Origin of the sequence: Dyella sp., assembly GCF_035503745.1 — a bacterium.
Taxonomy (GTDB): Bacteria; Pseudomonadota; Gammaproteobacteria; order Xanthomonadales; family Rhodanobacteraceae; genus Dyella_B.
Genome location: NZ_DATJTC010000008.1, coordinates 32,983 through 55,800 on the forward strand (window position 1 = coordinate 32,983; position 22,818 = coordinate 55,800).

Consider the following 22,818-nt stretch of genomic DNA (forward strand, 5'->3'; position numbering starts at 1 on the left):
AGGGACTCGAACCCGCTCAACACACACATTAGCGAAGAAAATTTCTTTATTTCCGCATCAAAATGGGACGTGCCCCAATCCTGCCCCCGTAAAACGCAACACATTGTTCCAGCGACACTTTTTTGATGTGATCTTTACGTTCAAAGCGTAGCGGCCACACATACCAGAATGAGCATCAACCACCTGTATTTGAAAGATTTTTATCTGGCGATATCGAAAACATGACTGCTGCGGGCAGGACGTAGAAGTCGCATGTTCGAATCATGTCACCCCGACCAACATTTTCTGGAAAAGCCGGCCCGAAAGCTGGCTTTTTTGTTGCCGGAGACCACGCTCAGAGGCAACCGGCGAGCTTGCGCATGCCCTGGCCGATCTCATGCACGCTGACGTTGGCGTAGCCCAGGATCAGGCCGCCGCGCGGCGGCGGCTGCAGATAGGAAATGGATAGCGGGCGGGCGGCGACGCCGAGTCTGGCCGCGGCAATGGAAATGGCCACGTCGTCCACGCCCGGCGCGAGCAAGGCGGTCAGCTGCACGCCGGCATCGGTGCCGATCGGCTCAAGCTTGCCGCCTGCGTAGCAAGCGATGGCTTCCAGCAACGCCGCCCGCCGTTCCGCATACAGCGCGCGCATGCGCTTGACGTGGCGCGCGAAGTGCCCCTCGCCGATGAAATCGGTCAGCACCACCTGGTACAACATGGACGAGAAGGTATCGAACGCATCGCGCACGCGTGCGAAGGCCGATACCAGATCCTTCGGAATCACCACGTAGCCGATGCGCACCGAAGGAAACATCACCTTGCTGAACGTACCGACGTAAATCACCCGATCGTCGGTATCCATGCCCTGCAACGACGCCAGCGGCCGCCCGCCGAAGCGGTATTCGCTGTCGTAGTCGTCCTCGATGATCCACGCACCGCTGCGCGAGGCCCAGGCGAGCAGTTGCAGCCGCCGCGCGGCGCTCATCGTGCAGCCCAGCGGAAACTGGTGCGAGGGCGTGATGTAGGCGGCCCGCGCCTGGGCGCGCAGGTTAATGCCTGCGGCGACGTCCAGGCCCTCCTCGTCCACCGGCACGGGGACAAGCTCGGCGCCGAGGGTCCGGCACGCCTGCCGCGCGCCGGGATAGCCCGGCTCCTCGATCCATACCGGCGCGCCCGCATCCAAAAGCACATGGGCGCAAATCTGCAGGCCTTGCTGCGAGCCGGTGGTGATCAGGATCTGCCCGGCCTCACAGCGCACCGCGCGCACGGTGCCCAGGTATCGGGCGATGGCTTCGCGCAACGGCAGATAGCCCATCGGATCGCCATAGATCATCTGGGCGGTCGTCGGTTGGCGCGAATGGTGATTCACCAGCTTGGACCAAGTGCTGAGCGGAAAATGATCGAGCGCCGGCACGCCCATGCGGAAGGGGCCTTGCGTGTCGGCCCAGGTCTGCGGCGGCGTGCGCAGCATCTCCACGCGCGGGGAGATGTTGCGCGGCCCCATTGGTGCAGCCGCCCGGCGCGAGGTGGTGCGCCCTTGCGCGGCGGCGGACTTCAGCGCCTGGCCCGGGATCGACTTGGCCACGCAGGTGCCCGCGCCGACGAAAGTCTCCAAATACCCTTCCGCGAACAGCTGCTCGTAGGCGCTCAACACCGGCACGCGGGAGATCTTCAGCTCCCTGGCAAGCTGGCGCGTGGACGGCACACGCTGACCCGCATGCAGCTGGCCATCGATGATGGCGCGGCGGAACCACTCCGACAGCTGGTCGTACATCGGCACACCGCTATGGGCGTCCAGGGCAATGGGCGGCAGGAAACTGGCGGCGATCCGTTTCATGGCACATACCGGTAAGTGGTCAGGCCAGATCGTACCAAAGTGGCTATTTTGGCGAACCACTGGGCAGCTTAACTTTCACGCCACGCACTCCCGCGCGATCAGGAAAAGCTGCCATGACGACGTTCAGCAAAGCCCTCTTCATCGCCGGACTGGCCTTGGGACTGGCCGATGCCCACGCCTTCGCCGCCGATGCCGCGCCCACCGCATCGGCCTACCGCGACGGCTCGCACGACTTCGATTTCAACCTCGGCACCTGGCACACGCACATCAGAACCTTGCAGCACCCGCTCTCCGGCTCAAGCAGCTGGACGGAAATGAACGGCACCGTCACCGTGCGCAAGATCTGGGGCGGCAAGGCGTCGATGGAAGAAATCGAAGCCGATGGCCCGGATGGCCATTTCGAAGGCATGACGCTGTTTCTCTATAACCCCGCCACGCACCAGTGGAGCCAGACTTACGCCGGCAGCAAGGACGGCGTGATGGAAAACACTGCCTACGGCCAATTCAAGGACGGTCGCGGCGAATTCCTATCGCAGGAACCCTACCAAGGCCGCACGATCCTGGTGCGCACAGTGTGGTCGGACATCACGCCTAACTCGCACCGCTTCGAACAAGCGTTTTCCGACGACGACGGCAAAACCTGGGAGCCGAATTTTGTCGCCTCACTGACACGGATCAGCCAGTGAAGACGGCACGGCTCGCACGGCGATGCTTGCTGCTTTGCCTGTTGTACGAGGGTGCGCTTGCTCCCTGTGCGTTCGCGCAAACGCAAGCCACCCAATCGATGAGCGAGGCGTGGTGGACGGGCCCGATGCTCGCCAATTCCGCCGAAACGCTGCCGCCGGGTCATTTCCTGTTCGAACCTTATCTGTACGACATCCATTCACCCGGCAACGACAGTTTCGGCTCGCGTACCTACATCCTGTACGGACTGATCAATCGTCTGTCGATCGGCGTGATCCCCGTGTTCGGCTACAACCGCACCGGCGACGGACGCAGCAGTTCCAGCATCGGTTTTGGCGATCTCACGCTGCAGGCGCAATACCGCCTTACCGAATTCCAGCCGGACAGCTGGATGCCGACCACCGCGATCATGCTGCAGGAAACCTTGCCCACCGGCCGCTACGACCAGCTCGGCAGCCGGCCCAGCGACGGCCTCGGCGCCGGTGCCTACACCACCACCTTGGCGCTGAATTCGCAGATGTACTTCTGGATGCCGAACGGACGCATCTTGCGCGAGCGCTTCAACCTTTCCGGATCGTTTTCGCGGACCGCCAATGTGGAGGGCGTCAGCGTTTATGGCACCGATACGGATTTCCGCGGCACAGCCAGGCCAGGCACGTCGTTTTATGCGGATCTGGCCTTTGAATACAGCCTTACCCAACGCTGGGTGCTAGCGCTGGACCTGACCTACAGCTACGACAGCAACACCCGCGTCAACGGCGTCAATGTGTCGCCTTCGTCCAACGGCCTGCCCTATGTGCAGAACGTCACCTTCAATTCCGGCGCCAGCGAAGCGTACGGCGTGGCGCCGGCGATCGAATACAACTGGACGCCCAATATCGGCGTCCTGCTTGGCACTCGCATCATTTTCGGCGGTCATAACACGGTGGGAACGGTAACGCCTGCCGTTGCCCTGAACGTCGTGTATTGAGCGATGCATAGCGGCCTGACATACAACGTCCGCGCGATTCTGGTATGAAGCGTCGCACAAGGCACTGTGAAGATCGTTGCTTCCCTTCAAGCCAGCAGGAGATCGTCCCATGAAACGTCACCGATTAATGGCGGCAGTGGCACTACTTGCCGTATCAACGTACCTGCCGCTGAAGGCGGCTTCGGAGGTTCCTTCCTATATCGCCGCCGCCGTGGCCGACAGCGCCAGGCCGGCCGACGAAAAAGCGCAGGACGTCCATCGCAAGCCGGGCCAAGTGCTCGCCTTCGTCGGCATCAAACCGGGCGACAAGGTCGTGGACCTGATGCCGGGCGCCGGTTACTACACGCGCATCTTCAGCAAGATCGTCGGCCCGCACGGTGCGGTGTATGCGGTGCAGCCGGTCGAAATGGACAAGGTCAACCCCAGTCGCCTCAAGAGCCTGCGCAGCTTCGCCGGCAACGCGGACTATCCCAATGTCACGGTGTCAGTGCCGCCCATCGCCAACATGCAGCTGCCCAAGGGCGTGGACATCGTATGGACGTCGCAGAACTACCACGATCTGCACGACCCATTCATGGGTTCGCCCAACATGTTGCGCATCAACAAGGCCATCTACGACGCGCTCAAGCCCGGCGGCCTGTACATCGTGCTCGACCACGCCGCCGCTGCCGGAACAGGGGTTACCAAAACCAACGATCTGCATCGCATCGATCCGGCCGCCGTGAAGGCCGAAGTCACCGCCGCGGGATTCCAGTTCGTCGGCGAAAGCGAGGTGCTGCGCAATCCCGCCGACGATCACACGCTGGCCATCTTCAATCCGAAGATCAAGGGCGAGACGGACAAGTTCATCTACAAGTTCCGCAAGCCGCTGCAGTAAAACCCGGCTGCGTCGCTCCCTTTCTTCACGGGGAGAGGGAGTGACGCGAGGGGGACGATCGATTCAGCCTGCCAGCGCCAGCATCGTCAAACGATCCAGCTCATCCTCATCAAAGCCTGCCTGCAGACGCGCGGGACGATTGAACGGCCCGCGCAAATTGCGGCCCATGTAATCGCGCAACAGATCGAGAAATGTCTCGCGCGGCTCAAGCCCGTCGCGCTCGCAGCACCAGCGGAACCAGCGCGTGCCGGCGGCTACGTGCGCCACCTCTTCGCGCAGGATCACTTGCAGGATCGCGATGGTGCGCTCGTCGCCCACCGCGCTCAGGCGCTCGATCATGCCGGGGGTCACGTCCAATCCCCGCGCTTCCAGCACGCGCGGCACCAGTGCCATGCGCGCCGTATCGCGATGCGCGGTTTTCTCGGCCATTTCCCACAGGCCGTTGTGCGCATCGAAATCGCCATAGGCATGGCCCAGTTCGGCCAGCCGCGTAGCAAGCATGGAAAAATGGCGCGCCTCGTCGTGGGCGCAACGGGCCCAGTCGCGGTAATACGCCTCGGGCATGCCGCGAAAGCGATACACGGCGTCCCAGGCGAGATTGATCGCATTGAATTCGATATGCGCGACGGCGTGCACCAGCGCCGCACGCCCTTCGGGTGTACCCAGCCCACGATGCGGCACCTGGCGCTGGGGAACCAGTTGCGGCCGCTCCGGGCGCCCCGGCGCGCCCATCGGCTCCGGCGCCGGTGAGGCAGACGAGGCACGCAGCACGCCAGCTTGCAGTGCGTCCCACGCGACGTGCGTGAGACGCACTTTTTCTTCCGGATCGCAGGCGTCGAGACAGCGTTTTGCCGCGGCGTGGAGATCGGTCATGGCGATGGTCGCGCGCAGCCCTTCACGTCGTCCCTCCCGCAGCGGAGAGGGACGAACGCTTCACGCGCTGCGGCGCGCCGCCTTGGCATCGTCCGAGCGTAGCATTTCAATCTGCTGCAGGTATTGCTGATCGAGGCCCGTGATGTATTCGCCGGAGAAGCACGAGGTATCGAAGTGCCTGAGGTCTTCGTTGCCATCCTGCACGGCCCAGATCAGGTCTTGCAGATCCTGGTAGATCAACCAGTCGGCGCCGAGCATCTTTTCCACTTCCTGGTTGGTGTGGCCGGCGGCTACCAGTTCCGACGCGGCCGGCATGTCGATGCCGTACACATTGGGATAGCGCACCGGCGGCGCGGCGGAAGCGAAGAACACGTTCCTGGCGCCCGCATCGCGCGCCATTTGGATGATCTGGCGCGAGGTGGTGCCGCGCACGATGGAGTCGTCCACCAGCAGCACGTTCTTCTTGCGAAACTCCAGTTCCACCGGATTGAGCTTGCGGCGCACCGACTTCACGCGTTCGCCCTGCCCCGGCATGATGAAGGTGCGGCCAATGTAGCGGTTCTTGACGAAGCCTTCGCGGAACGGCACGCCCAGCGCTTCGGCCAGTGCGCTGGCGGCAGTGCGGGCGGTGTCGGGAATCGGAATCACCGCATCGATACCGTGGTCCGGGCGTTCGCGCAGGATCTTTTCGGCCAGCTTCTGGCCCATGCGCAGACGCGCCTTGTATACCGATACGTTTTCGATCATCGAATCGGGGCGCGCAAGGTACACGTATTCGAAAATGCACGGCGCATGCACCGCGCTCTCGGCGCACATGCGGGTGTGCAGCTGGCCGTCGTTGGTGATGAACACCGCCTCGCCCGGCGCCACGTCGCGCAGACGCTTGAAGCCGAGGATGTCCAGCGCCACCGATTCGGACGTCACCGCGTATTCGCGGCCTTCGGCCGTCACGCGCTCGCCAAGCACCAGCGGGCGGATGCCGTGTGGATCGCGGAACGCCAGCAGGCCATAGCCCAGGATCAGCGCCAGGCAGGCGTAGCCGCCGCGCGCGCGCGCGTGCACCCCGGCGACGGCCTTGAAGATATGGTCCGGCGTCAGCGCCATACGGTCCTGGATCTGCAACTCGTGCGCCAGCACGTTCAGCAGCACTTCGGAGTCCGAATCGGTATTGATGTGGCGGCGGTCGTCCTCGAACATCTCCCGGCGCAGGGTCTCGGTGTTGACCAGGTTGCCGTTGTGCGCGAAGGCGATGCCATAGGGCGAATTGACGTAGAACGGTTGCGATTCGGACGAACCCTCCGAACCCGCCGTGGGGTAGCGGCAGTGGCCGATACCGATGCGCCCGCGCAGGCGGCTCATCGAGGCCTGGTTGAACACATCGCGCACCAATCCGTTGTCCTTGTGCAGTCGAAGTCGCGCCCCGTCCACGGTCGCGATACCCGCCGCGTCCTGCCCGCGATGCTGCAGGACGGTAAGGCCGTCATAAAGCGCCGATGCCACCTCGGTGGTACCGACGATGCCGATGATTCCGCACATGGTGCTTCTACCCGTTACTGTCAATGCGTTGTGCCGGGCGCGCTCGAAGCAGCACCCGGCGAAGTGGAACCGTGCGCCGGCGCGTTGGGCGGCGGCAGCACGTTGTGTAGATCCGGCAGGCGCACCGGCAGGTTGCCCGGGTGAAGGTGCTCGCGCACGTTCGGCGGCATTTCCTGCTCCAACCACGCTGCCAGTCCCTTGAACTGCGGCAGCAGCACCGACTGCTGCCACATTGGCTCATGCGCGAACGAGGTCAGATTGACCAGGAACACTATCAGCGTAACCAGCAGCACGCCGCGCGCAAAACCGAAAATCATGCCGAGCAGGCGATCCGTTCCACCCAACCCGGTGCTGTCCACCAGCCGCTGGATCACGAACCGGAGCAACGCCCCGGCAATCAGCACACCGATGAAGCACAACCCATAACCGACCAGCAACCGCACCATCGGCGACTCGATCGTCCGATCGAAGTGGGCCGACACCACCGGGCCGTACGTCCATGCCACCCAGAACGCGGCTACCCAGGTAGCCAGCGCCAGCACCTCGGATATGAGGCCGCGCCACAATCCTACAAGGACCGACATGGCCAAAACCGCGATGATGATCAGGTCGACCGCGTTCATGGAGTATCCGGTCCGTGGGTGAGTCAGTTGGCGCTGACAATGTTGCCGTCGAGGCCAAGTTTCGCCTTGATCTGATCGCGCAGCGTCACCGCGTCGCTGCGCTGGGTCTGCGGACCGGCGCGCACGCGCCACAGCCGCTTGCCGCCGGCATTCACCGAGTCGACGAAACCGTCGAAGCCGTTGGCGCGCAACTTATCGCGCAAAGCCAGCGCATCGGACTGGCTGCCCATCGCCGCCACCTGAACCGCCCAGGCACCGGCCCTGACCGGGCTGCCCGCGGCCGGCGCCGGCACGTCGCCAGCCGGCGTGGTGGCGCCGCTTTCCAATCGCGCGGGGACACCCTGAATCGACTGGCTGATTTTCAACCGCGCCGTCTCGGCGGCCGCGCGTGTCTCGAACGGCCCGGCACTGACCAGGATCAGCGTCTTGCCGGCGCGCTGAATCGTCTCGCCGTGCACGGGATAGCCCAATGCACGCACGCGCTGCATCAGGCGATTGGCGCCGCCAGGCTCGTAGGCGCTGAGATTGACGCCGAAGATGCCGCGCGCCGCGGTGGCCGGCGGCAAGGCCGGAACGATCGGCTGCGGCGATGCGGCCGGCGGCGGCGCGATGGCCGGGCGGCCGGCATTGGCCACGACCGGCGCCCTGGCGGGAATGATCGGCTGCGCGGGCGACGGTGGCGCAGGCTGGACAGGCGTGGCCGCCGTGCTCACCGAAGATGGCCGCTGGTCGGCGATGTTCACCGTGGCCATGCCGCTGGCATTGGGCGCCACCGACGTCGCCGGCGCAACCGCGCTGGATGCCGGCGCGGCGCCGGAGAGGCTCATCGTCTTGGTCTGCAGATCGCGGTCGGGCGCAGCGGGGATCGCCAGGCTGACCGATTGATCGGTACCCGTCGAAGGTGTCTTGCTCGAAAAGAACATCGGCACGAACAGGACCGCCAGTGCAACGAGGACGGCAGCTCCCAACAGGCGTGTGTTCAAGATGGACTCCGGGCCAACAGCTTGTGCGTGACGCGGCGATTATACCTGTCCCCGCCGCCGGACATGACACCATTGAACCGGCGGTTCAGCCGGCGACCTGCGCCAGCACCGCCGCCGCCACAAAAAACGAGCCGAATGCCAGCACACGCTCGCCGCGCCGGGCCGACGCACGCGCCGCCGCCAGCGCGTGAGACACGTTGGCGTGCAAGTCGTAGCCCGCGTTGGGCAGTACCTGGTGCAGCACGCCCGCCAGTACGCTGGCCGGCAAGCCGCGCGGCGTGTCCTGGTCCAGGCTGGCCAGGTGCCAGTGCGCGATGCGCGCGCCCAGTGCTGCCATCACGCCGCCCACGTCCTTGTCCGAAAGCGCTCCGTAGACGGCGTGAACGCGTATCGCCGGCTGCGCATCAAGCCATTGCGCCAACGCCCGCGCCGCCTGGGGATTGTGTCCCACGTCCACGATCAGCGCCGGATCGCCGCCCAGCCACTGCAAGCGTGCGGGCGCGCGCGGCAAGTGCATGCCCGCGGCGGCCATGCGCGCCAGTTGCGCCGGGCCGAACCCGCCCAGCGCATGCAGCACGGCAATCGCCGCCGATGCGTTGGCATATTGCACGGGCGCGGCCAGTTCCGGATCAGGCAACGCCAGCGCGGTGCCATCGCGATGCAGCCAGCGCCAGCCGTGCGTATCGCGCTCGAAGTGAAACTCGCGCCCTGCCCGTTCCACTCGCGCGCCCTGCTTGTCCAGCGTCTGCAGCAATCCCCCGGGCGGATCCAGTTCGCCGACGATCGCCGGCCGGTCCCGGCGCGCAATGCCGGCCTTCTCGCGGCCGATGCTGTCGCGGTCCGGCCCCAGCCATTCGACGTGGTCCAGATCCACGGTAGTGATCACCGCCGCATCGGCATCGATCACATTGACCGCATCCAGGCGCCCGCCGAGACCGACCTCCAGCACGGCGATATCCAATCGCGCGCGCGCGAACAGGTCGAACGCGGCCAGCGTGCCGAATTCGAAATAGGTCAAGGGAATTTCACCGCGCGCCAGTTCGATGCGCTCGAAACTTTCCATGAGCGCGGTATCGGAGGCATCCACGCCAGCGATGCGGATGCGCTCGTTGTAGCGCAGCAAATGCGGCGAGGTGTAGCAGCCCACGCGTTGCCCGGCGGCGGCCAGCATCGCCTCCACAAAAGCAACCGTGGAACCCTTGCCGTTGGTGCCGCCTACCGTGATCACGCGCGCGGCGACGGCGGGCGCGCCCATGCGCTGCCAGACGGCGCGCACCCGGTCCAGGCCGAGATCGACGCCCAGGGCGTGGATGCGCTGCTGATAATCGAGCCATGCGTCGAGGGTGTCGGGTTTCACGCGGGACTCCGGTTGAAGGCCCGCGCAACATAAAGGCATCGTGCGTCTTGCACAATCGCCCGGTGCGCCATCGCCTCAGAACAGATGGATGCCCGTCGCGTGCAGCGCCCAGTACATGGCAAACAATGTCCAGAAAGTCCGCTTGAGCGCCTTGCCGGCGAGGTAAGCGGCCAGCAGGCCGATCAGCACCGGCAGGTATTTTTCCAGCGTACTGCGTGTGTTGTTCACAGCGTTCATGGCCAGGTCCTCCCGCACCCAGGTGGTGCGGGACACATGATCGGCCCGGGGCCGGCGCGAACCCAGGCGCGCACGTCACCCGTCGCAGCTGACAACCGTCACCTCACGTCCCCTTGTCCAGCAAGGGCTTGATCAAATCCATCGGCAGCGGGAAAACAATCGTGCTGGCCTGGCCGCTGCTGGACATACTGGCCAGGGTCTGCAGGTAGCGCAATTGCAAGGCTTGCGGCTGCTGGGCCAGCATGCCGGCGGCATCGCGCAGCTTCTGGGCGGCCTGCAGTTCGCCTTCGGCGTGGATCACCTTGGCGCGCCGCTCGCGCTCGGCCTCGGCCTGGCGGGCGATCGCACGCACCATGGTCTCGTTGAGGTCGACATCCTTGATTTCGACGTTGGTGATCTTGATGCCCCAGGGATCGGTCGCCTCATCCAGGATCTTCTGCAGGCTGTGATTGATCGAATCGCGCTGGGAGAGAATTTCGTCCAGCTCATGCTGGCCCAATACCGAACGCAAGCGGGTTTGCGACAGCTGACTGGTCGCCTGGAAGAAATCGGCCACCTGCAGCACGGATTTGTCCGGTTCCATGACGCGGAAATACACCACCGCGTTGACGCGCACGGAAACGTTGTCGCGCGAAATCACGTCCTGCGGCGGCACGTCCATCACCGTCACGCGCAGATCCACGCGCCGCATCCGCTGCACCATCGGTATCAGCACCACCAAGCCCGGCCCCTTGGTGCCGGTATAGCGCCCAAGCGTCAGCACCACGCCACGTTCGTATTCGGGCAAAACCTTGATCGAGGAAAACAACAGCGCAATCACGACCAGCACGATAACGCCCGCAAAACCGATCATGGGGATCCTCCTTCGCCTGTTTGCGCCGCCTTCACCTGCAACAGCAATCCGTGCCGGCCGACCACGCGCACAAACGCACCGGCGGGAAGCGCCGCCTCGCATCGCACGCGCCAGCGCTCGCCGCCGACCCGCGCCCAGCCTTCGCCGCCAGCCATGACCGGCTGCAGCAATTGGCCCGTTTCCTGCAGCATCTGCGCGTCGCCGTTGACGACACGCGCGCGGCGCGCGCGCATCACCAGGCGCAGCAAGAGCCCCAGCATGACGATCGCACAGCAAGCGATGCCTGCCATCACGCCCAGGTTCACCCGATAGCCCGGCACACCGGTGCGAAACAGCATGATCGAACCCAGCACGAAGGCAATGACACCGCCGATGCCCAGCACGCCTGCCGTGGGGATGAATGCTTCGGCCAGCAACAAGGCAACGCCCAGCGCCATCAAAATCAAACCGGCGTAGCTCACCGGCAGCAGTTGCAGCGCATACAGTCCGATCAACAGGCAGATGCCGCCCACCACGCCGGGAAAGAACGAGCCGGGATGAAACACTTCCAGGATCAACCCATAGATGCCCGCAAGCAGCAGCATGTAGGCCATGGTCGGATTGGTAATGATGCCCAGGAAACGCGCGCGCCAGTTGGGAAGATAATCGCGCACCGTTACGCCGCGCGTTGCCAGGGTGACGGGCCGATTATCCGCCTGCACCACGCGACCGTCCGCTTGCGCCAGTAGTGCGTCGATGTCCGGCGCGACAAAATTGATCACGTGTTGCGACAATGCTTCGCTGGACGTCAGCGTGGCCGCCCCGCGCACAGCCTGCTCCGCCCACGCCGCGTTGCGCCCCTGCATCTGCGCCAGCGAACGGATGGTTGCGATGGCATCGTTGAGTACTTTGCTGGATTCCGCCTCGGGCTGGGCAGCCGCATCCGGAGCGCTCCTTTCCGTCGAGCGGCCGGACTTGGGCAGGCCGTTGCTCAATGGCGCAGGCATCGGCGTGCCGCCGCCGAGATCGACCGGCGTTGCCGCGCCCAGATGCGTGGCGGGCGCCATCGCGGCGATCGGGCACGCATACAGAATGTACGTGCCGGCCGACGCGGCGCGCGCGCCGGATGGCGCGACATAGCCCAGCACGGGCACCTTCGACGCAAGAATATGCGCGACAATGTCGCGCATCGATTCGATCAGGCCGCCCGGCGTATCGAGCTGCAGCACGATGGCGCGTGCTCCATCGTCGTTGGCGCGCTCGATCGCACCGTCCACGTATTCGGCGGCAGCCGGGCCGATCGGACCGGTGAGTTCAATGCGCGCGACGAACGCCGCGTCCGCCGGCACCGTGGGTGCTTCGGCGGTGGGACGCGTCCACGCCAGCGCCATCGCCGCACATAACGCGGCACCGAACACCACCCATCCTCGCCGCAACATGACCTAGCCTCCCGGCCGACATGCTCGCCATGCAACCGCACCTTACGGCCGCCGCACAGGGGATATTACGCTACTGCCTGCGCCGTCGCGCAAAGGTTTCGTGTAGCTCAGGCGAGCCGCCGCAAGCGCAGCGCATTGCCCACCACCGACACCGACGACAAGCTCATCGCCAGCGCGGCGATCATCGGCGAAAGCACGATACCCAGCAGCGGATACAGCACTCCCGCCGCCAGCGGCACGCCCAGCGCGTTGTAGACAAAGGCGAAGAACAGGTTCTGCCGGATGTTGCGTACCGCCGCCTTCGACAGTTCGCGCGCATGCACGATGCCACCCAGCCGGCCTTTCACCAGCGTGAGATGTGCGCTTTGCATCGCCACATCCGTACCATGCCCCATGGCGATGCCGATGTCCGCGGCAGCCAGCGCCGGCGCGTCGTTGATGCCGTCGCCCGCCATGGCCACACGCCGGCCCTGCTTGCGCAACGACTCCACTACCGCGGCCTTGCCAAGCGGCGACATGTCGGCGTGCACCTCCTCCAGGCCCAAGCTGCGCGCAACGGCTTGCGCGGTGGCGGCGTTGTCGCCGGTAAGCATGACCAGATGCAGGCCCAATGCCTTCAGATCGGCGATCGCCTGCGGCGCATCGGCCTTGATGCGGTCACCCATGGCCAGAAGGCCCGCAGCGGTACCGTTCACGGCGAGGATCATCACGGTCGCGCCGTTGTGCCGCAGCGCGTCGGCTTGCGCTTGAACGTCCGGACCGATGGATATGCCCAGTTGCTGCATCAGCCGCGCATTGCCCAACGCTACCTGCTGGTGCGCCACCTGCCCGCTCAAGCCGCTGCCGGCCACGACTTTCACCCCGGAGGCATCGAGCGGACGAATGTGTTCTTGCTCGGCCGCGTTCCATACAGCTTTGGCCAACGGATGCTCACTGGATCGCTCCAGGCTGGCGGCCAACATCAGAAGTTGCTCGCGGCTATGCGCGGCCAGTGCGACGACAGCGCTCAACGACGGCTTGCCTTCGGTCAGCGTACCCGTTTTATCGAACACCAGCGTGTCCACCTCGCGCATCGTCTCGATAGCCGTGGCGTCCTTGAACAACAGGCCCTGCTGCGCACCGCGCCCGCTAGCCACCATGACGGATATCGGCGTGGCCAACCCCAGCGCGCAGGGACATGCCACGATCAGCACCGAAACCGCCGCCACCAGGGCGTGCGCCAGACGCGGATCCGGCCCGAGCCAGGCCCAGCCCGCGAAGGCGAGCACCGCGGCGGCGAAAACCGCCGGCACGAACCACGCCGCGACACGATCAGCCATCCGCTGCAACGGCGCCTTGCTGCGTTGCGCCTGCGCAACCTGTGCCACGATCTGCGACAACAAGGTCGCCGTACCGGTTTTTTCCACGCGCATGGTCAGTACGCCATCGGCATTGACCGTGCCGCCGACCAACTTGTCGCCGGTTGCCTTGGCAACGGGCATCGGTTCGCCAGTCAGCATGGATTCGTCCACCTGGCTATTGCCGCTGGACACCACACCATCGACAGGCACTTTTTCGCCGGGACGGATGCGCAACACGTCACCCACCTGCACGGCGTCCAAAGGCACGTCTTCGTCGCGGTCTACGGCAATGCGCCGCGCCGTTTTCGGTACCAGGCCAAGCAAGGCTTTCAGTGCCTCGCCTGTGCGACGGCGCGCACGCCATTCGAGGAAATCGCCTAGCGTCACCAGCGTGACGATTACGGCCGCGGATTCGAAATACACCGCTACACGGCCATGCATATCGCGAAAGCCCGGCGGGAAAAGCTGCGGCGCGAGCCACGCGAACGTGCTGTAGCACCAGGCCACGCCGGTGCCCATCGCAATCAGCGTGTACATGTTCGGTTGCCACGGATACAACGAACGCCAGCCACGCGCGAAGAACGGCGCCCCGCCCCACAGCACGACAGTGCTGGCCAGCAAGGCTTGGATCCAACCGGCCGGTCTTATCCACGCGCCAGGCAAGTAAACACCGGCATGCGGCAACATCGCCAGTACGAACACCGGCAGCGTCAGCACGACCAGCGACCACAGCCGGCGCTGCATCGCGCGCACTTCGCCTGCATCATCCTCGTGCAGGCTTGGCATCATGGGTTCCAACGCCATGCCGCACTTGGGGCAATCGCCCGGACCGTCCTGCTGCACTTGCGGATGCATCGGGCAGGTATAAACGGCACCCGCCATCGCCCCTTCCGGCGTGCGTTGCCCATGCAAGTAAGCCGGGGGATTGGCGATGAACTTCTGGCGGCATCCGGCCGCGCAGAAATGATACGTGTGCCCGTCGTGTTGCGCATGATGCGGCGTGGCCGCCGGATCGATCGTCATGCCGCAAACCGGATCCTTCACCGACTGCGTTGCCGTGTCACGCAAAGGTATTGGCATCGCGTGCAAGCCGCTCGCATGTGCAGGCAAAGCCACTGGCGCGGCCTTGGCATGGCGCGCGGGGTCGGCATCGAATGTGGCCTTACAGCCCGCGCAGCAGAAGTAGAAGGTTTCGCCCGCGTAATGGCTGTGATGCCCGGCGCCCGCGATGGCCACGCTCATGCCGCAGATCGGATCGCGCGCTTCATGCCGCGGTGGGTGACAGCAGTTGCCCTGCGCGCTCATGCCTGCGGCGCCTCGTCGGCCAGCGCGCGCAGGATCGGGCAATGCTCCGGGTCACCGCGCCCGGGACACGCCTCGATCAGTTGTTCAAGCCCGTGGCGAATGCGCGTAAGTTCGGCGATGCGCGCGTCGATGCTCGCCAATCGCTGCCGCGCACGCTCGCGCACCGCCTTTACGCCGCGATGCCGGTCAGCCGACAAGGCAAGCAAATCGCGGATCTCCTCCAATGTGAAACCCAGATCCTTGGCGCGGCGAATGAAACGCAGGCGGCTGATCGCCGTTTCGTTGTAACTGCGATAGCCCGACGCGCGACGCAAGGGTTCGGGCAACAGCCCTTCGCGCTCGTAGTAGCGGATGGTGTCAATGGCAACGCCGGCGCGCTTGGCGACGGCACCGATGGTCAGGGACGGGGTCTGCGTGGTCATGCATTAAAGTCTAGACTATTGATCAAGGTCTAGAGTCAAGCCGAACGCGCAGCCTGGACCGGACACCGCCTTTCGCCGTTCATTTTCCAGCCAGCTACGGCGCGTTCATCCGGCTAACCTTTGCCGGCTTACGAAGCCGGAATTTCCCTGCCCATGCAAACGGAAAGCCCCGATGCACACACCCGTGCATCGCTACCTGTCGCACCTTCGCTAGACCCCACCCTCGTCGCAGCCCACATGCCGCGGCAGTTCCGTCCACTGGATCGACGGGTACTGTGGATCGGCTTTGTCGCCATGCTGCTGGGCGTGGCAGTGGCGATCGTCGCCAAGCTGCTGACCGCCCTGATCGGCCTGATCACCAATCTGGCCTTTTACGGCCGCCTCAGCACCAGCTTCGCCAGCCCTGCCGGCAGCCACGTTGGCCTGTGGGTGATCTTCATTCCCGCCATCGGCGGCATCGTGGTGGGCATCATGGCGCGCTGGGGCTCGCGCGCGATCCGCGGCCACGGCATTCCCGAGGCCATGGAGCAGGTGCTGCTCAACGAGAGCCGCATCCCGCCGCGCATGACCTGGCTCAAGCCTGTTTCGTCCGCCATCGCCATCGGCACCGGCGGCCCGTTTGGCGCCGAAGGCCCGATCATCGCCACCGGCGGTGCGCTCGGCTCGCTGATCGCGCAGCTGATGCACGTCACCGCCGACGAGCGCAAGACGCTGCTGGCCGCGGGCGCGGCGGCGGGCATGGCGGCGGTGTTTTCGGCGCCGATATCAGCGGTACTGCTGGCGATCGAGCTGCTGTTGTTCGAGCGCCGCGCGCGATCGCTGATTCCGGTGGCAATGGCCACCACCGTCGGCACGGGCGTGCGTTACGTGCTGGAGGGCAACCAGGCGATGTTTCCCATGCCCGGCATCGCCACGCCCGCACTGCCGGCGCTTGCCGCCTACGTGGCGTTCGGCCTGCTTGCCGGCATCGCCAGCGTAGGCATCACCAAACTCACCTATGGCATCGAGGACGCTTTCGAAAAACTGCCGATCCACTGGATGTGGTGGCCGGCGCTGGGCGGCATCGTGGTAGGTATCGTGGGTTACTTCGCCCCGCTGACGCTGGGCGTGGGCTACAGCAATATCGCCGGCGTGCTGGCCGGACACATGGGCCTGGGCGCCATGCTCGCGCTGTGCCTGCTGAAGTTGTTGTCATGGTCGGTGGCATTGGGCAGCGGTACCTCCGGAGGCACGTTGGCGCCGCTGTTTACCATCGGCGGCGCCATGGGCGGCGTGCTGGGTTTGTGGCTGTCCGCGGTGGCACCGTGGCTGCAGATCGATCCGCGCATGGCGGCGCTGGTATGCATGGCGGCCATTTTCGCGGGGGCTTCGCGCGCGTTTCTTACCTCGGTGGTGTTCGCCTTCGAAACCACCCAGCAACCGCATGGCCTGCTGCCGCTGCTGGGCGCTTGCGCGGCCGCTTATCTCATTTCCGGGTTGATGATGCGCAACACCATCATGACCGAGAAGATCGTGCGCCGTGGCGTGCGCGTGCCTTCCGACTACGCCGCCGATTATCTGGACCAGATCTACGTGCGCGATGCCTGCAGCCGTAACGTGGTGAGCCTGCGCGCCGAGCAGACCGTAACCGAAGTGCGCCAATGGCTGGCCTGCGAACAGGCCGCGGCCAAGCACCAGGGATTTCCGGTGGTGAGCGACAACGGCGAACTGATGGGCGTGATCACGCGCCGGTGTGTCTACGATGTTTCGCTCGGCCAGGACACGCGGATCGGATCGCTGATCCAGCGCCCGCCGCTGGTGGTGCGCGAAGACCACACGCTACGCGAAGCGGCCGACCACATGGTCGAATCGGGCGTAGGCCGCCTGATCGTGGTCAGCACGCAGATGCCGCATCGGATGGTCGGCATTGTGACGCGCGGCGATCTGCTTTGCGCGCATGCCCGGCGGCTGAAGGAAGCGCGCGACGCATCGCGGCATTTAGGTGGAAATGCGAACGCCGCCTGATCCGTTGCGCCGTTCTTTACTCAGGCAAAAACGGGTTGCCGGGCAACGCCCGGGCAACCTGAGGTTCACCGGGCCATACAAACCCACGGCGCATCACGCCAGCGCATCGTCCGCCGCGACAAAACCGCCGGTCTGGCGTTGCCACAATCTTGCGTACAAGCCGCCACGTGCGATCAGCTGCGCGTGCGTGCCGGTTTCTACCACCGCACCCTTGTCCATCACCACCAGCCGGTCCATGCGCGCGATGGTGGAAAGGCGATGGGCGATCGCGATGACCGTCTTGCCCTCCATCAGCACTTCCAGGCTTTCCTGGATCGCCGCTTCCACTTCCGAATCGAGCGCGGAGGTGGCTTCGTCCAGCACCAGGATCGGCGCGTCCTTCAGCAGCACGCGCGCGATGGCGATGCGCTGGCGCTGGCCGCCGGACAGCTTCACGCCGCGTTCGCCTACGTGGGCATCCAGGCCGCGGCGCTCCTCGCCATCGATCAGGTTGGGGATAAATTCATCCGCGCGCGCCTTGCGCACCGCTTCGAGCAGTTGCGCTTCGGTGGCGTCCGGACGGCCGTAAAGCAGGTTGTCGCGCACCGAGCGGTGCAGCAGCGAGGTATCCTGCGTGACCACGCCGATCTGCGAACGCAGGCTTTCCTGGGTGACCTGCGCAATGTCGATGCCATCGATGCGGATATGGCCGCCTTCCAGGTCGTAAAGACGCAGCAGCACGTTCACCAGCGTGGATTTGCCCGCGCCGGAGGGGCCGACCAGGCCGATTTTCTCGCCGGGACGCACGTGCAGGTTCAGGCCCGCCATCACGCCGCCCTGTTTGCCGTAATGGAAATGGATGTCATCAAAACGCACCTCGCCGGCAACCACCTCCAGCGGCATCGCGCCTTCGCGATCCTGCACGGCGCGCGGCTGCGAGATGGTGGTGATGCCGTCCTGCACGGTGCCGACGTTTTCGAAAATGCCGTTGACCACCCACATGATCCAGCCGGACATGTTGTTGATGCGGATGACCAGGCCCGTGCTCAGCGCGATCGCGCCCACCGTCACCCTGCCCTGGCTCCATAGCCACACCGCCAGCGCCGAGGTGCCCACGATCAGGAATCCGTTGAGCGTGGTGATGGTGGCGTCCATCGCCGTGGTCAGGCGCGTCATGCCGCGCAACTTTTCCGTCTGCTCGCCCATCGCCTGCGCCACGTAGGCTTCCTCGCGCTGGGTATGCGCGAACAGCTTCAAGGTCAGCACGTTGCTATAGCCGTCGACGATGCGCCCCATCAATTTCGAACGCGCCTCCGAGGCAACCCAGGAGCGTTGCCGCGTGCGGGGGATAAAAAAGTACAACGTGCCGACATAGGCGAACAGCCACGCCACCAGCGGCGCCGCCAGCCAGAAGTCGGCCTTGGCGAACATCACGATGGCGCTGCCGGTGTAGATGGCCACGTACCAGATCGCATCGACGATCTGCACGGCCGACTCGCGCAGCGACGCGCCGGTCTGCATGATGCGGTTGGCAATGCGCCCGGCGTAGTCGTTCTGGAAAAAGCCCAGGCTCTGGCGGATGACATAGCGATGGTTCTGCCAGCGGATGCGGTTGGTGAGGTTGGGCACGATCGACTGGTTGACCAGCAAATCGTGCACACCGATGAACAGCGGACGCAATAGCAGCGCCACGAAAGCCATCGACAGCAACTGGTGCCCGTGCACCTTGAAGAAATCCTGCGCCGGCGCCCCCTTGGCCATGTCCACGATGCTGCCGATGAACCCGAACAGCGAGACCTCCACCAGGGCCACGCCGAAGCCCACCACGATCGCCGCGGCGAATACCGGCCACACCTGGCGCAGATAGAACACGTAGAACCGCCCCACCGATTTGGGCGGCATGCTATCGACCGGGTCCTTGAAGGCATCGATCAGGGATTCAAACCAACGGAAAATCATGGCGCGTCGTCCATTTGCCGAGCCCACAGGATGGGGATCGAGCGAGCAATATACAGGGTCGAGGTTGCATGGCCGTCACCATCCGGTGGCGGCGGCGGCCACCCCGGCCGAGGCTGAATGCCAACCGCCTGCGGAAAGGCGACCCGCGCAAGAATGCATTGACCGTCCGACAGGCGATTCGGATCATGCCCGCCATGCACATCGTACCCCGTAAGCCTTTCGCCCTGGCGGCGCTCCTCCTCAGCCTGCTCGTGTTCGGCTCGCAGCCTGCGCGCGCGCAGAACCCCGCATCGTCGTCGTCCGCGCCGACAAGCGCCAGCTCCACCCAGGACCCCGCGCAAGCCCTGGTGAGCCTCAACAAGCAGTTGGACGACATCAAGGGCACGCTGAGCAGCAAATCCACCAGCGCCCCCTTGAACACCTTGCGCAGCGAAGCCGGCACGGTGCAGCAACAGGCCCAGCAATGGCTTGAAACGCTCACGCCACAGATGGACGGCGTGCAGGCGCGCCTGACCGTGCTCGGGCCGGCCCCGGCAGCCGGCGCGCTGCCGGAACCGGCCAATGTCAGCCAGCAGCGCAGGCAGCTGACGCGCGACAAAAGCAAGCTCGAGGGCGAAATCAAGCAGGCGCAGCTGCTGACCCAGGATGCGGCCAAGCTCACCACGCAGATCGTCCAGACGCGCAATGAGCAATTCCAGACCCAGCTGACTACACGCAGCGGCTCGCCGCTCACCGTTGGGTTCTGGTCGAACCTGGCGCAATCCTTCCCCGACGACAGCGCCCATCTCAAGCCCATCGCCAGCGCCTTGGCCCAAGGCGCCCGCGACGCGTGGCAGCCGGCGAACCGCCTGCCCTGGATCCTGTGCCTGCTTGGCGCCCTGCTGCTGATCGTCCCCGGCCGCTGGCTGGCCGAACGCACGCTGCTGGCGCTGGCGCGCCACTACATGCCCGAGGGCCACCTGCGGCGCAGCGCGCTGGCGGTGACATTCACGCTCACGGTGACGCTGTCGATCGGCTTCGCCGCGTGCCTGGCCTACATCGGCTACAACTGGAACGACACGCTGGACGAGGACATCGCGACCTTCGCGCAATCGATCGTGCGCTCGGTGTTTTTCTCCGCCTTCATCGCCGGCCTCGGACGTGCGCTGCTGTCGGTGCGGCATCCGTCGTGGCGCCTGCCCGGCATCGCCGACAGCACCGCGCGTGACCTGCGCTGGTTTCCGTGGTTGCTGGGCAGTGCGTTTCTGTTGCTGGGCATCGTCGAACGCCTGAACAATCTGGCCGGCGGCAGCCTGCCGGTGACGATCTGCACGCGTGCGATGCTGGCGCTGCTGATCAGCGGCCTGGTCGGCGCGGCCTTGATGCGCGCCAAGCGCGCACGCAAGGCATCGGCGCATGAGGGCGGCCATCAACCGGCCAAGCACGCATTATGGGTGGGCGCCATGGCCGGGCTGGCGAGCTTGGCAGTGGTGATGGCGTGGGTTTCGGTGTTCGTCGGCTACATCGCGTTCGGCTTTTTCATCTCCTGGCAGATGCTGTGGATCGGCATGATCGTGGCATCGCTCTACATGCTCACCCACTTGCAGCACGATCTGCTGGCGACGCTGCTTTCGCCGCGCTCGCGCAGCGGCATGCGACTGCAAGCTTCTTTCGGCATCGCGGCCGGCGCACTGGATCAGTCGGCCATCGTGCTGTCCGCGGTGTTGCGGATACTCCTGCTGCTGGTCGCCGTGGGCACGCTGCTGTTGCCCTTCGGCAGCAGTCCGCACGATCTGTTCTCGCATATCGGCAATGTGTTTAGCGGCTTGCAGGTGGGCCAGCTGACGATCAAGCCGGGCGCGGTCTTCAACGCGGTGATCGTGTTTGCCATCGGCCTGGTGATCGTACGCACCGTCAAGCGCTGGCTGGCCGAGCAACTGCTGCCCAAGACCTCGCTGGACCTTGGCATGCAAAATTCCATCGTCACGCTGCTCGGCTACGTGGCGGTGGTGATCGTGTTTGCGCTGGCGCTGAAAACCGCCGATGTAAGCCTGCAAAGCCTGACCTGGATCGCCAGCGCGCTGTCGGTCGGTATCGGCTTTGGCTTGCAGGCGATCGTATCGAATTTCATTTCGGGTCTGATTCTGCTGGCCGAACAGCCGGTGAAGGTCGGCGACTGGGTAAGCATGCCCGGCGTGGAAGGCGATATCCGCCGCATCAACGTGCGCGCTACCGAGATCCAGCTGAGCGATCGCTCCACCATGATCGTGCCCAACTCGCAGTTCATCACGCAAAACCTGCGCAACGTCACGCACGGCAATGCGCTGGGCCGCGTAAAGCTCAGCCTGCCGATGCCGCTGGATACGGATGCGGCGAAGATGCGCCAGATCATGCTGGAAGCGCTCAACGCCAATACCGCCACGCTGCCTACCCCGGCCCCAACCGTCACGCTGGACGATATCACCAGCAGTGCAATGACTTTTACCGGCGTCGCTTACGTGCACAGCCCGCGCGAAGCGTCCACGGTCAAAAGCGAACTGCTGTTTGACATCCTTGCGCGCCTGAGCAAGGCGCAGCTGCCGTTGTCGACACCGCAGAGCATGATCGTGCGCAACCTCGGCCCATTGGGTGAAGACAGCCCCGCCGCGCCCGGATAAGCGCAACCGATGGCGCCATCGGGCATGCCCGGTGCGCGCGCTGCGGAAGATGCACACGACGCCGTCATCGCGAAGGGCTAGTCTCGTGGGACCCTTCCCACCAGAGAGCTCGCGCCATGAACGAGGTCGTCAACGGCAGCACCATCATTCCCGCCATGCGCTATCGCGACGCCCATGCCGCCATGGACTGGCTGTGCAAGGCATTCGGCTTTGAGAAACACGCCGTCTACGAAGACGACCAGGGCCGGGTGATGCACGCCCAACTGGTCTACGGCAACGGCATGGTAATGCTCAGCCACGTCCAGCCCGACGGCTTCGGCAAGCACATGGCGCAACCGGATGAAATCAATGGCCGCGAAACGCAATGCGCAGCCGTCACGGTGACCGACTGCAAGGCACATTACGAACGGGCCAAAGCCGCCGGCGCGGTCATCATCGACGAATACGCGGAAAAGGCATACGGCGGCGCAGGCTACGGCTGTCGCGACCTGGAGGGGCACCTGTGGTGGTTCGGCAGCTACAACCCCTGGCAAGTGCTTTCTTGAAAAAGTTACCGAACCCATGTGTACAGCCATTCTTTCGAGCACCCAATTCCTCTTTCAACTCTGGCTGGAACTTAAAAGTGTTCATGGCTCTATCGAATGGTCCACATCGGGTCACAGACAGGCGTTTGTATCTGAACTAGGTAGCGCTGGAGGCATTCGCCTTCAATAATTTTCTAGTTGCAATGACGCGCCAAAGCTCAACTACCGAAGTGACTACATAGACGAAGGAGCTAGCCGAGTATAGATACCAGCCTACAAGCAATTTAGTTGCCCAGATAGCCGCAGCAAACGTCACGAAGTACAGCCCGGCCAAACACGCGGCGATACCAACTAGGATGGTAGACACTCGATACTTAACCCTCAAGAAAGCTATAAGCGGCAGCAGGTAAATTGAAGCCATG

At 64.7% G+C, this 22,818-nt stretch carries 18 protein-coding genes; 6 read left to right on the forward strand and 12 right to left on the reverse strand.

The window, feature by feature from the left end:
* Positions 1-334: 334 nt before the first annotated feature.
* Positions 335-1,816 (reverse strand): PLP-dependent aminotransferase family protein, encoded by a 1,482-nt coding sequence (locus VME63_RS02500; protein WP_325429918.1) that lies wholly within the window; start codon positions 1,814-1,816, stop codon positions 335-337.
* 113 nt (positions 1,817-1,929) lie between these two features.
* Here VME63_RS02500 and VME63_RS02505 point away from each other — a divergent pair, with 113 nt between their 5' ends.
* The 3 genes from VME63_RS02505 to VME63_RS02515 all read left to right on the forward strand — a co-directional run bounded on the left by VME63_RS02505 (position 1,930) and on the right by VME63_RS02515 (position 4,347).
* Positions 1,930-2,502 (forward strand): hypothetical protein, encoded by a 573-nt coding sequence (locus VME63_RS02505; RefSeq protein ID WP_325429920.1) that lies wholly within the window; start codon positions 1,930-1,932, stop codon positions 2,500-2,502.
* A 125-nt stretch (positions 2,503-2,627) separates the two neighbouring features.
* Positions 2,628-3,470: a transporter gene (locus VME63_RS02510; protein WP_325429921.1), complete on the forward strand. Its 843-nt coding sequence runs from the start codon at positions 2,628-2,630 to the stop codon at positions 3,468-3,470.
* Between the two features lie 109 nt (positions 3,471-3,579).
* Positions 3,580-4,347 (forward strand): methyltransferase, encoded by a 768-nt coding sequence (locus VME63_RS02515; RefSeq protein WP_325429923.1) that lies wholly within the window; start codon positions 3,580-3,582, stop codon positions 4,345-4,347.
* Between the two features lie 63 nt (positions 4,348-4,410).
* Here VME63_RS02515 and VME63_RS02520 read toward each other — a convergent pair whose 3' ends face one another.
* The 10 genes from VME63_RS02520 to VME63_RS02565 form a co-directional block, all read right to left on the reverse strand.
* Positions 4,411-5,220 (reverse strand): ferritin-like domain-containing protein, encoded by an 810-nt coding sequence (locus VME63_RS02520; protein ID WP_325429925.1) that lies wholly within the window; start codon positions 5,218-5,220, stop codon positions 4,411-4,413.
* A 60-nt stretch (positions 5,221-5,280) separates the two neighbouring features.
* Entirely contained in the window at positions 5,281-6,756 is a 1,476-nt protein-coding gene (gene purF / locus VME63_RS02525) for an amidophosphoribosyltransferase (RefSeq protein WP_325429927.1), read from the reverse strand.
* Between the two features lie 20 nt (positions 6,757-6,776).
* Positions 6,777-7,379, reverse strand: coding sequence for a CvpA family protein (locus VME63_RS02530; RefSeq protein WP_325429929.1), 603 nt, complete (start codon positions 7,377-7,379; stop codon positions 6,777-6,779).
* A 23-nt stretch (positions 7,380-7,402) separates the two neighbouring features.
* Positions 7,403-8,362: an SPOR domain-containing protein gene (locus VME63_RS02535; RefSeq protein ID WP_325429931.1), complete on the reverse strand. Its 960-nt coding sequence runs from the start codon at positions 8,360-8,362 to the stop codon at positions 7,403-7,405.
* Positions 8,363-8,447: 85 nt separating this feature from the next.
* Positions 8,448-9,719 (reverse strand): bifunctional tetrahydrofolate synthase/dihydrofolate synthase, encoded by a 1,272-nt coding sequence (folC, locus tag VME63_RS02540; protein WP_325429933.1) that lies wholly within the window; start codon positions 9,717-9,719, stop codon positions 8,448-8,450.
* Positions 9,720-9,794: 75 nt separating this feature from the next.
* Entirely contained in the window at positions 9,795-9,956 is a 162-nt protein-coding gene (locus VME63_RS02545; RefSeq protein WP_325429935.1) for a hypothetical protein, read from the reverse strand.
* Positions 9,957-10,059: 103 nt separating this feature from the next.
* Positions 10,060-10,809: a slipin family protein gene (locus VME63_RS02550; protein WP_325429937.1), complete on the reverse strand. Its 750-nt coding sequence runs from the start codon at positions 10,807-10,809 to the stop codon at positions 10,060-10,062.
* A complete protein-coding gene (locus tag VME63_RS02555; RefSeq protein ID WP_325429940.1) occupies positions 10,806-12,227 on the reverse strand; it encodes a nodulation protein NfeD in 1,422 nt (473 codons plus the stop codon). Before VME63_RS02555 ends, VME63_RS02550 begins: the two co-directional genes overlap by 4 nt.
* 107 nt (positions 12,228-12,334) lie before the next feature.
* Positions 12,335-14,872 (reverse strand): heavy metal translocating P-type ATPase, encoded by a 2,538-nt coding sequence (locus VME63_RS02560; protein ID WP_325429942.1) that lies wholly within the window; start codon positions 14,870-14,872, stop codon positions 12,335-12,337.
* The gene (locus VME63_RS02565; RefSeq protein ID WP_325429944.1) at positions 14,869-15,294 is read right to left on the reverse strand and encodes a heavy metal-responsive transcriptional regulator; all 426 of its coding nucleotides are present in this window, start codon (positions 15,292-15,294) and stop codon (positions 14,869-14,871) included. The genes VME63_RS02560 and VME63_RS02565 overlap by 4 nt, the downstream gene beginning before the upstream one ends.
* Before the next feature lie 237 nt (positions 15,295-15,531).
* Here VME63_RS02565 and VME63_RS02570 point away from each other — a divergent pair, with 237 nt between their 5' ends.
* Complete coding sequence (locus tag VME63_RS02570) at positions 15,532-17,298, forward strand: chloride channel protein (RefSeq protein WP_325429946.1); 1,767 nt, start codon at positions 15,532-15,534, stop codon at positions 17,296-17,298.
* A 93-nt stretch (positions 17,299-17,391) separates the two neighbouring features.
* Here the strand turns inward: VME63_RS02570 and VME63_RS02575 are convergent, their stop codons facing one another.
* Entirely contained in the window at positions 17,392-19,233 is a 1,842-nt protein-coding gene (locus tag VME63_RS02575) for an ABC transporter ATP-binding protein (RefSeq protein ID WP_325430204.1), read from the reverse strand.
* Between the two features lie 197 nt (positions 19,234-19,430).
* Here VME63_RS02575 and VME63_RS02580 point away from each other — a divergent pair, with 197 nt between their 5' ends.
* Positions 19,431-21,872 carry a DUF3772 domain-containing protein gene (locus tag VME63_RS02580; protein WP_325429948.1) on the forward strand — a complete coding sequence of 814 codons (2,442 nt, stop codon included), beginning with the start codon at positions 19,431-19,433 and terminating at the stop codon, positions 21,870-21,872.
* Between the two features lie 116 nt (positions 21,873-21,988).
* Complete coding sequence (locus VME63_RS02585) at positions 21,989-22,417, forward strand: VOC family protein (RefSeq protein ID WP_325429950.1); 429 nt, start codon at positions 21,989-21,991, stop codon at positions 22,415-22,417.
* Positions 22,418-22,818 lie beyond the last annotated feature (401 nt).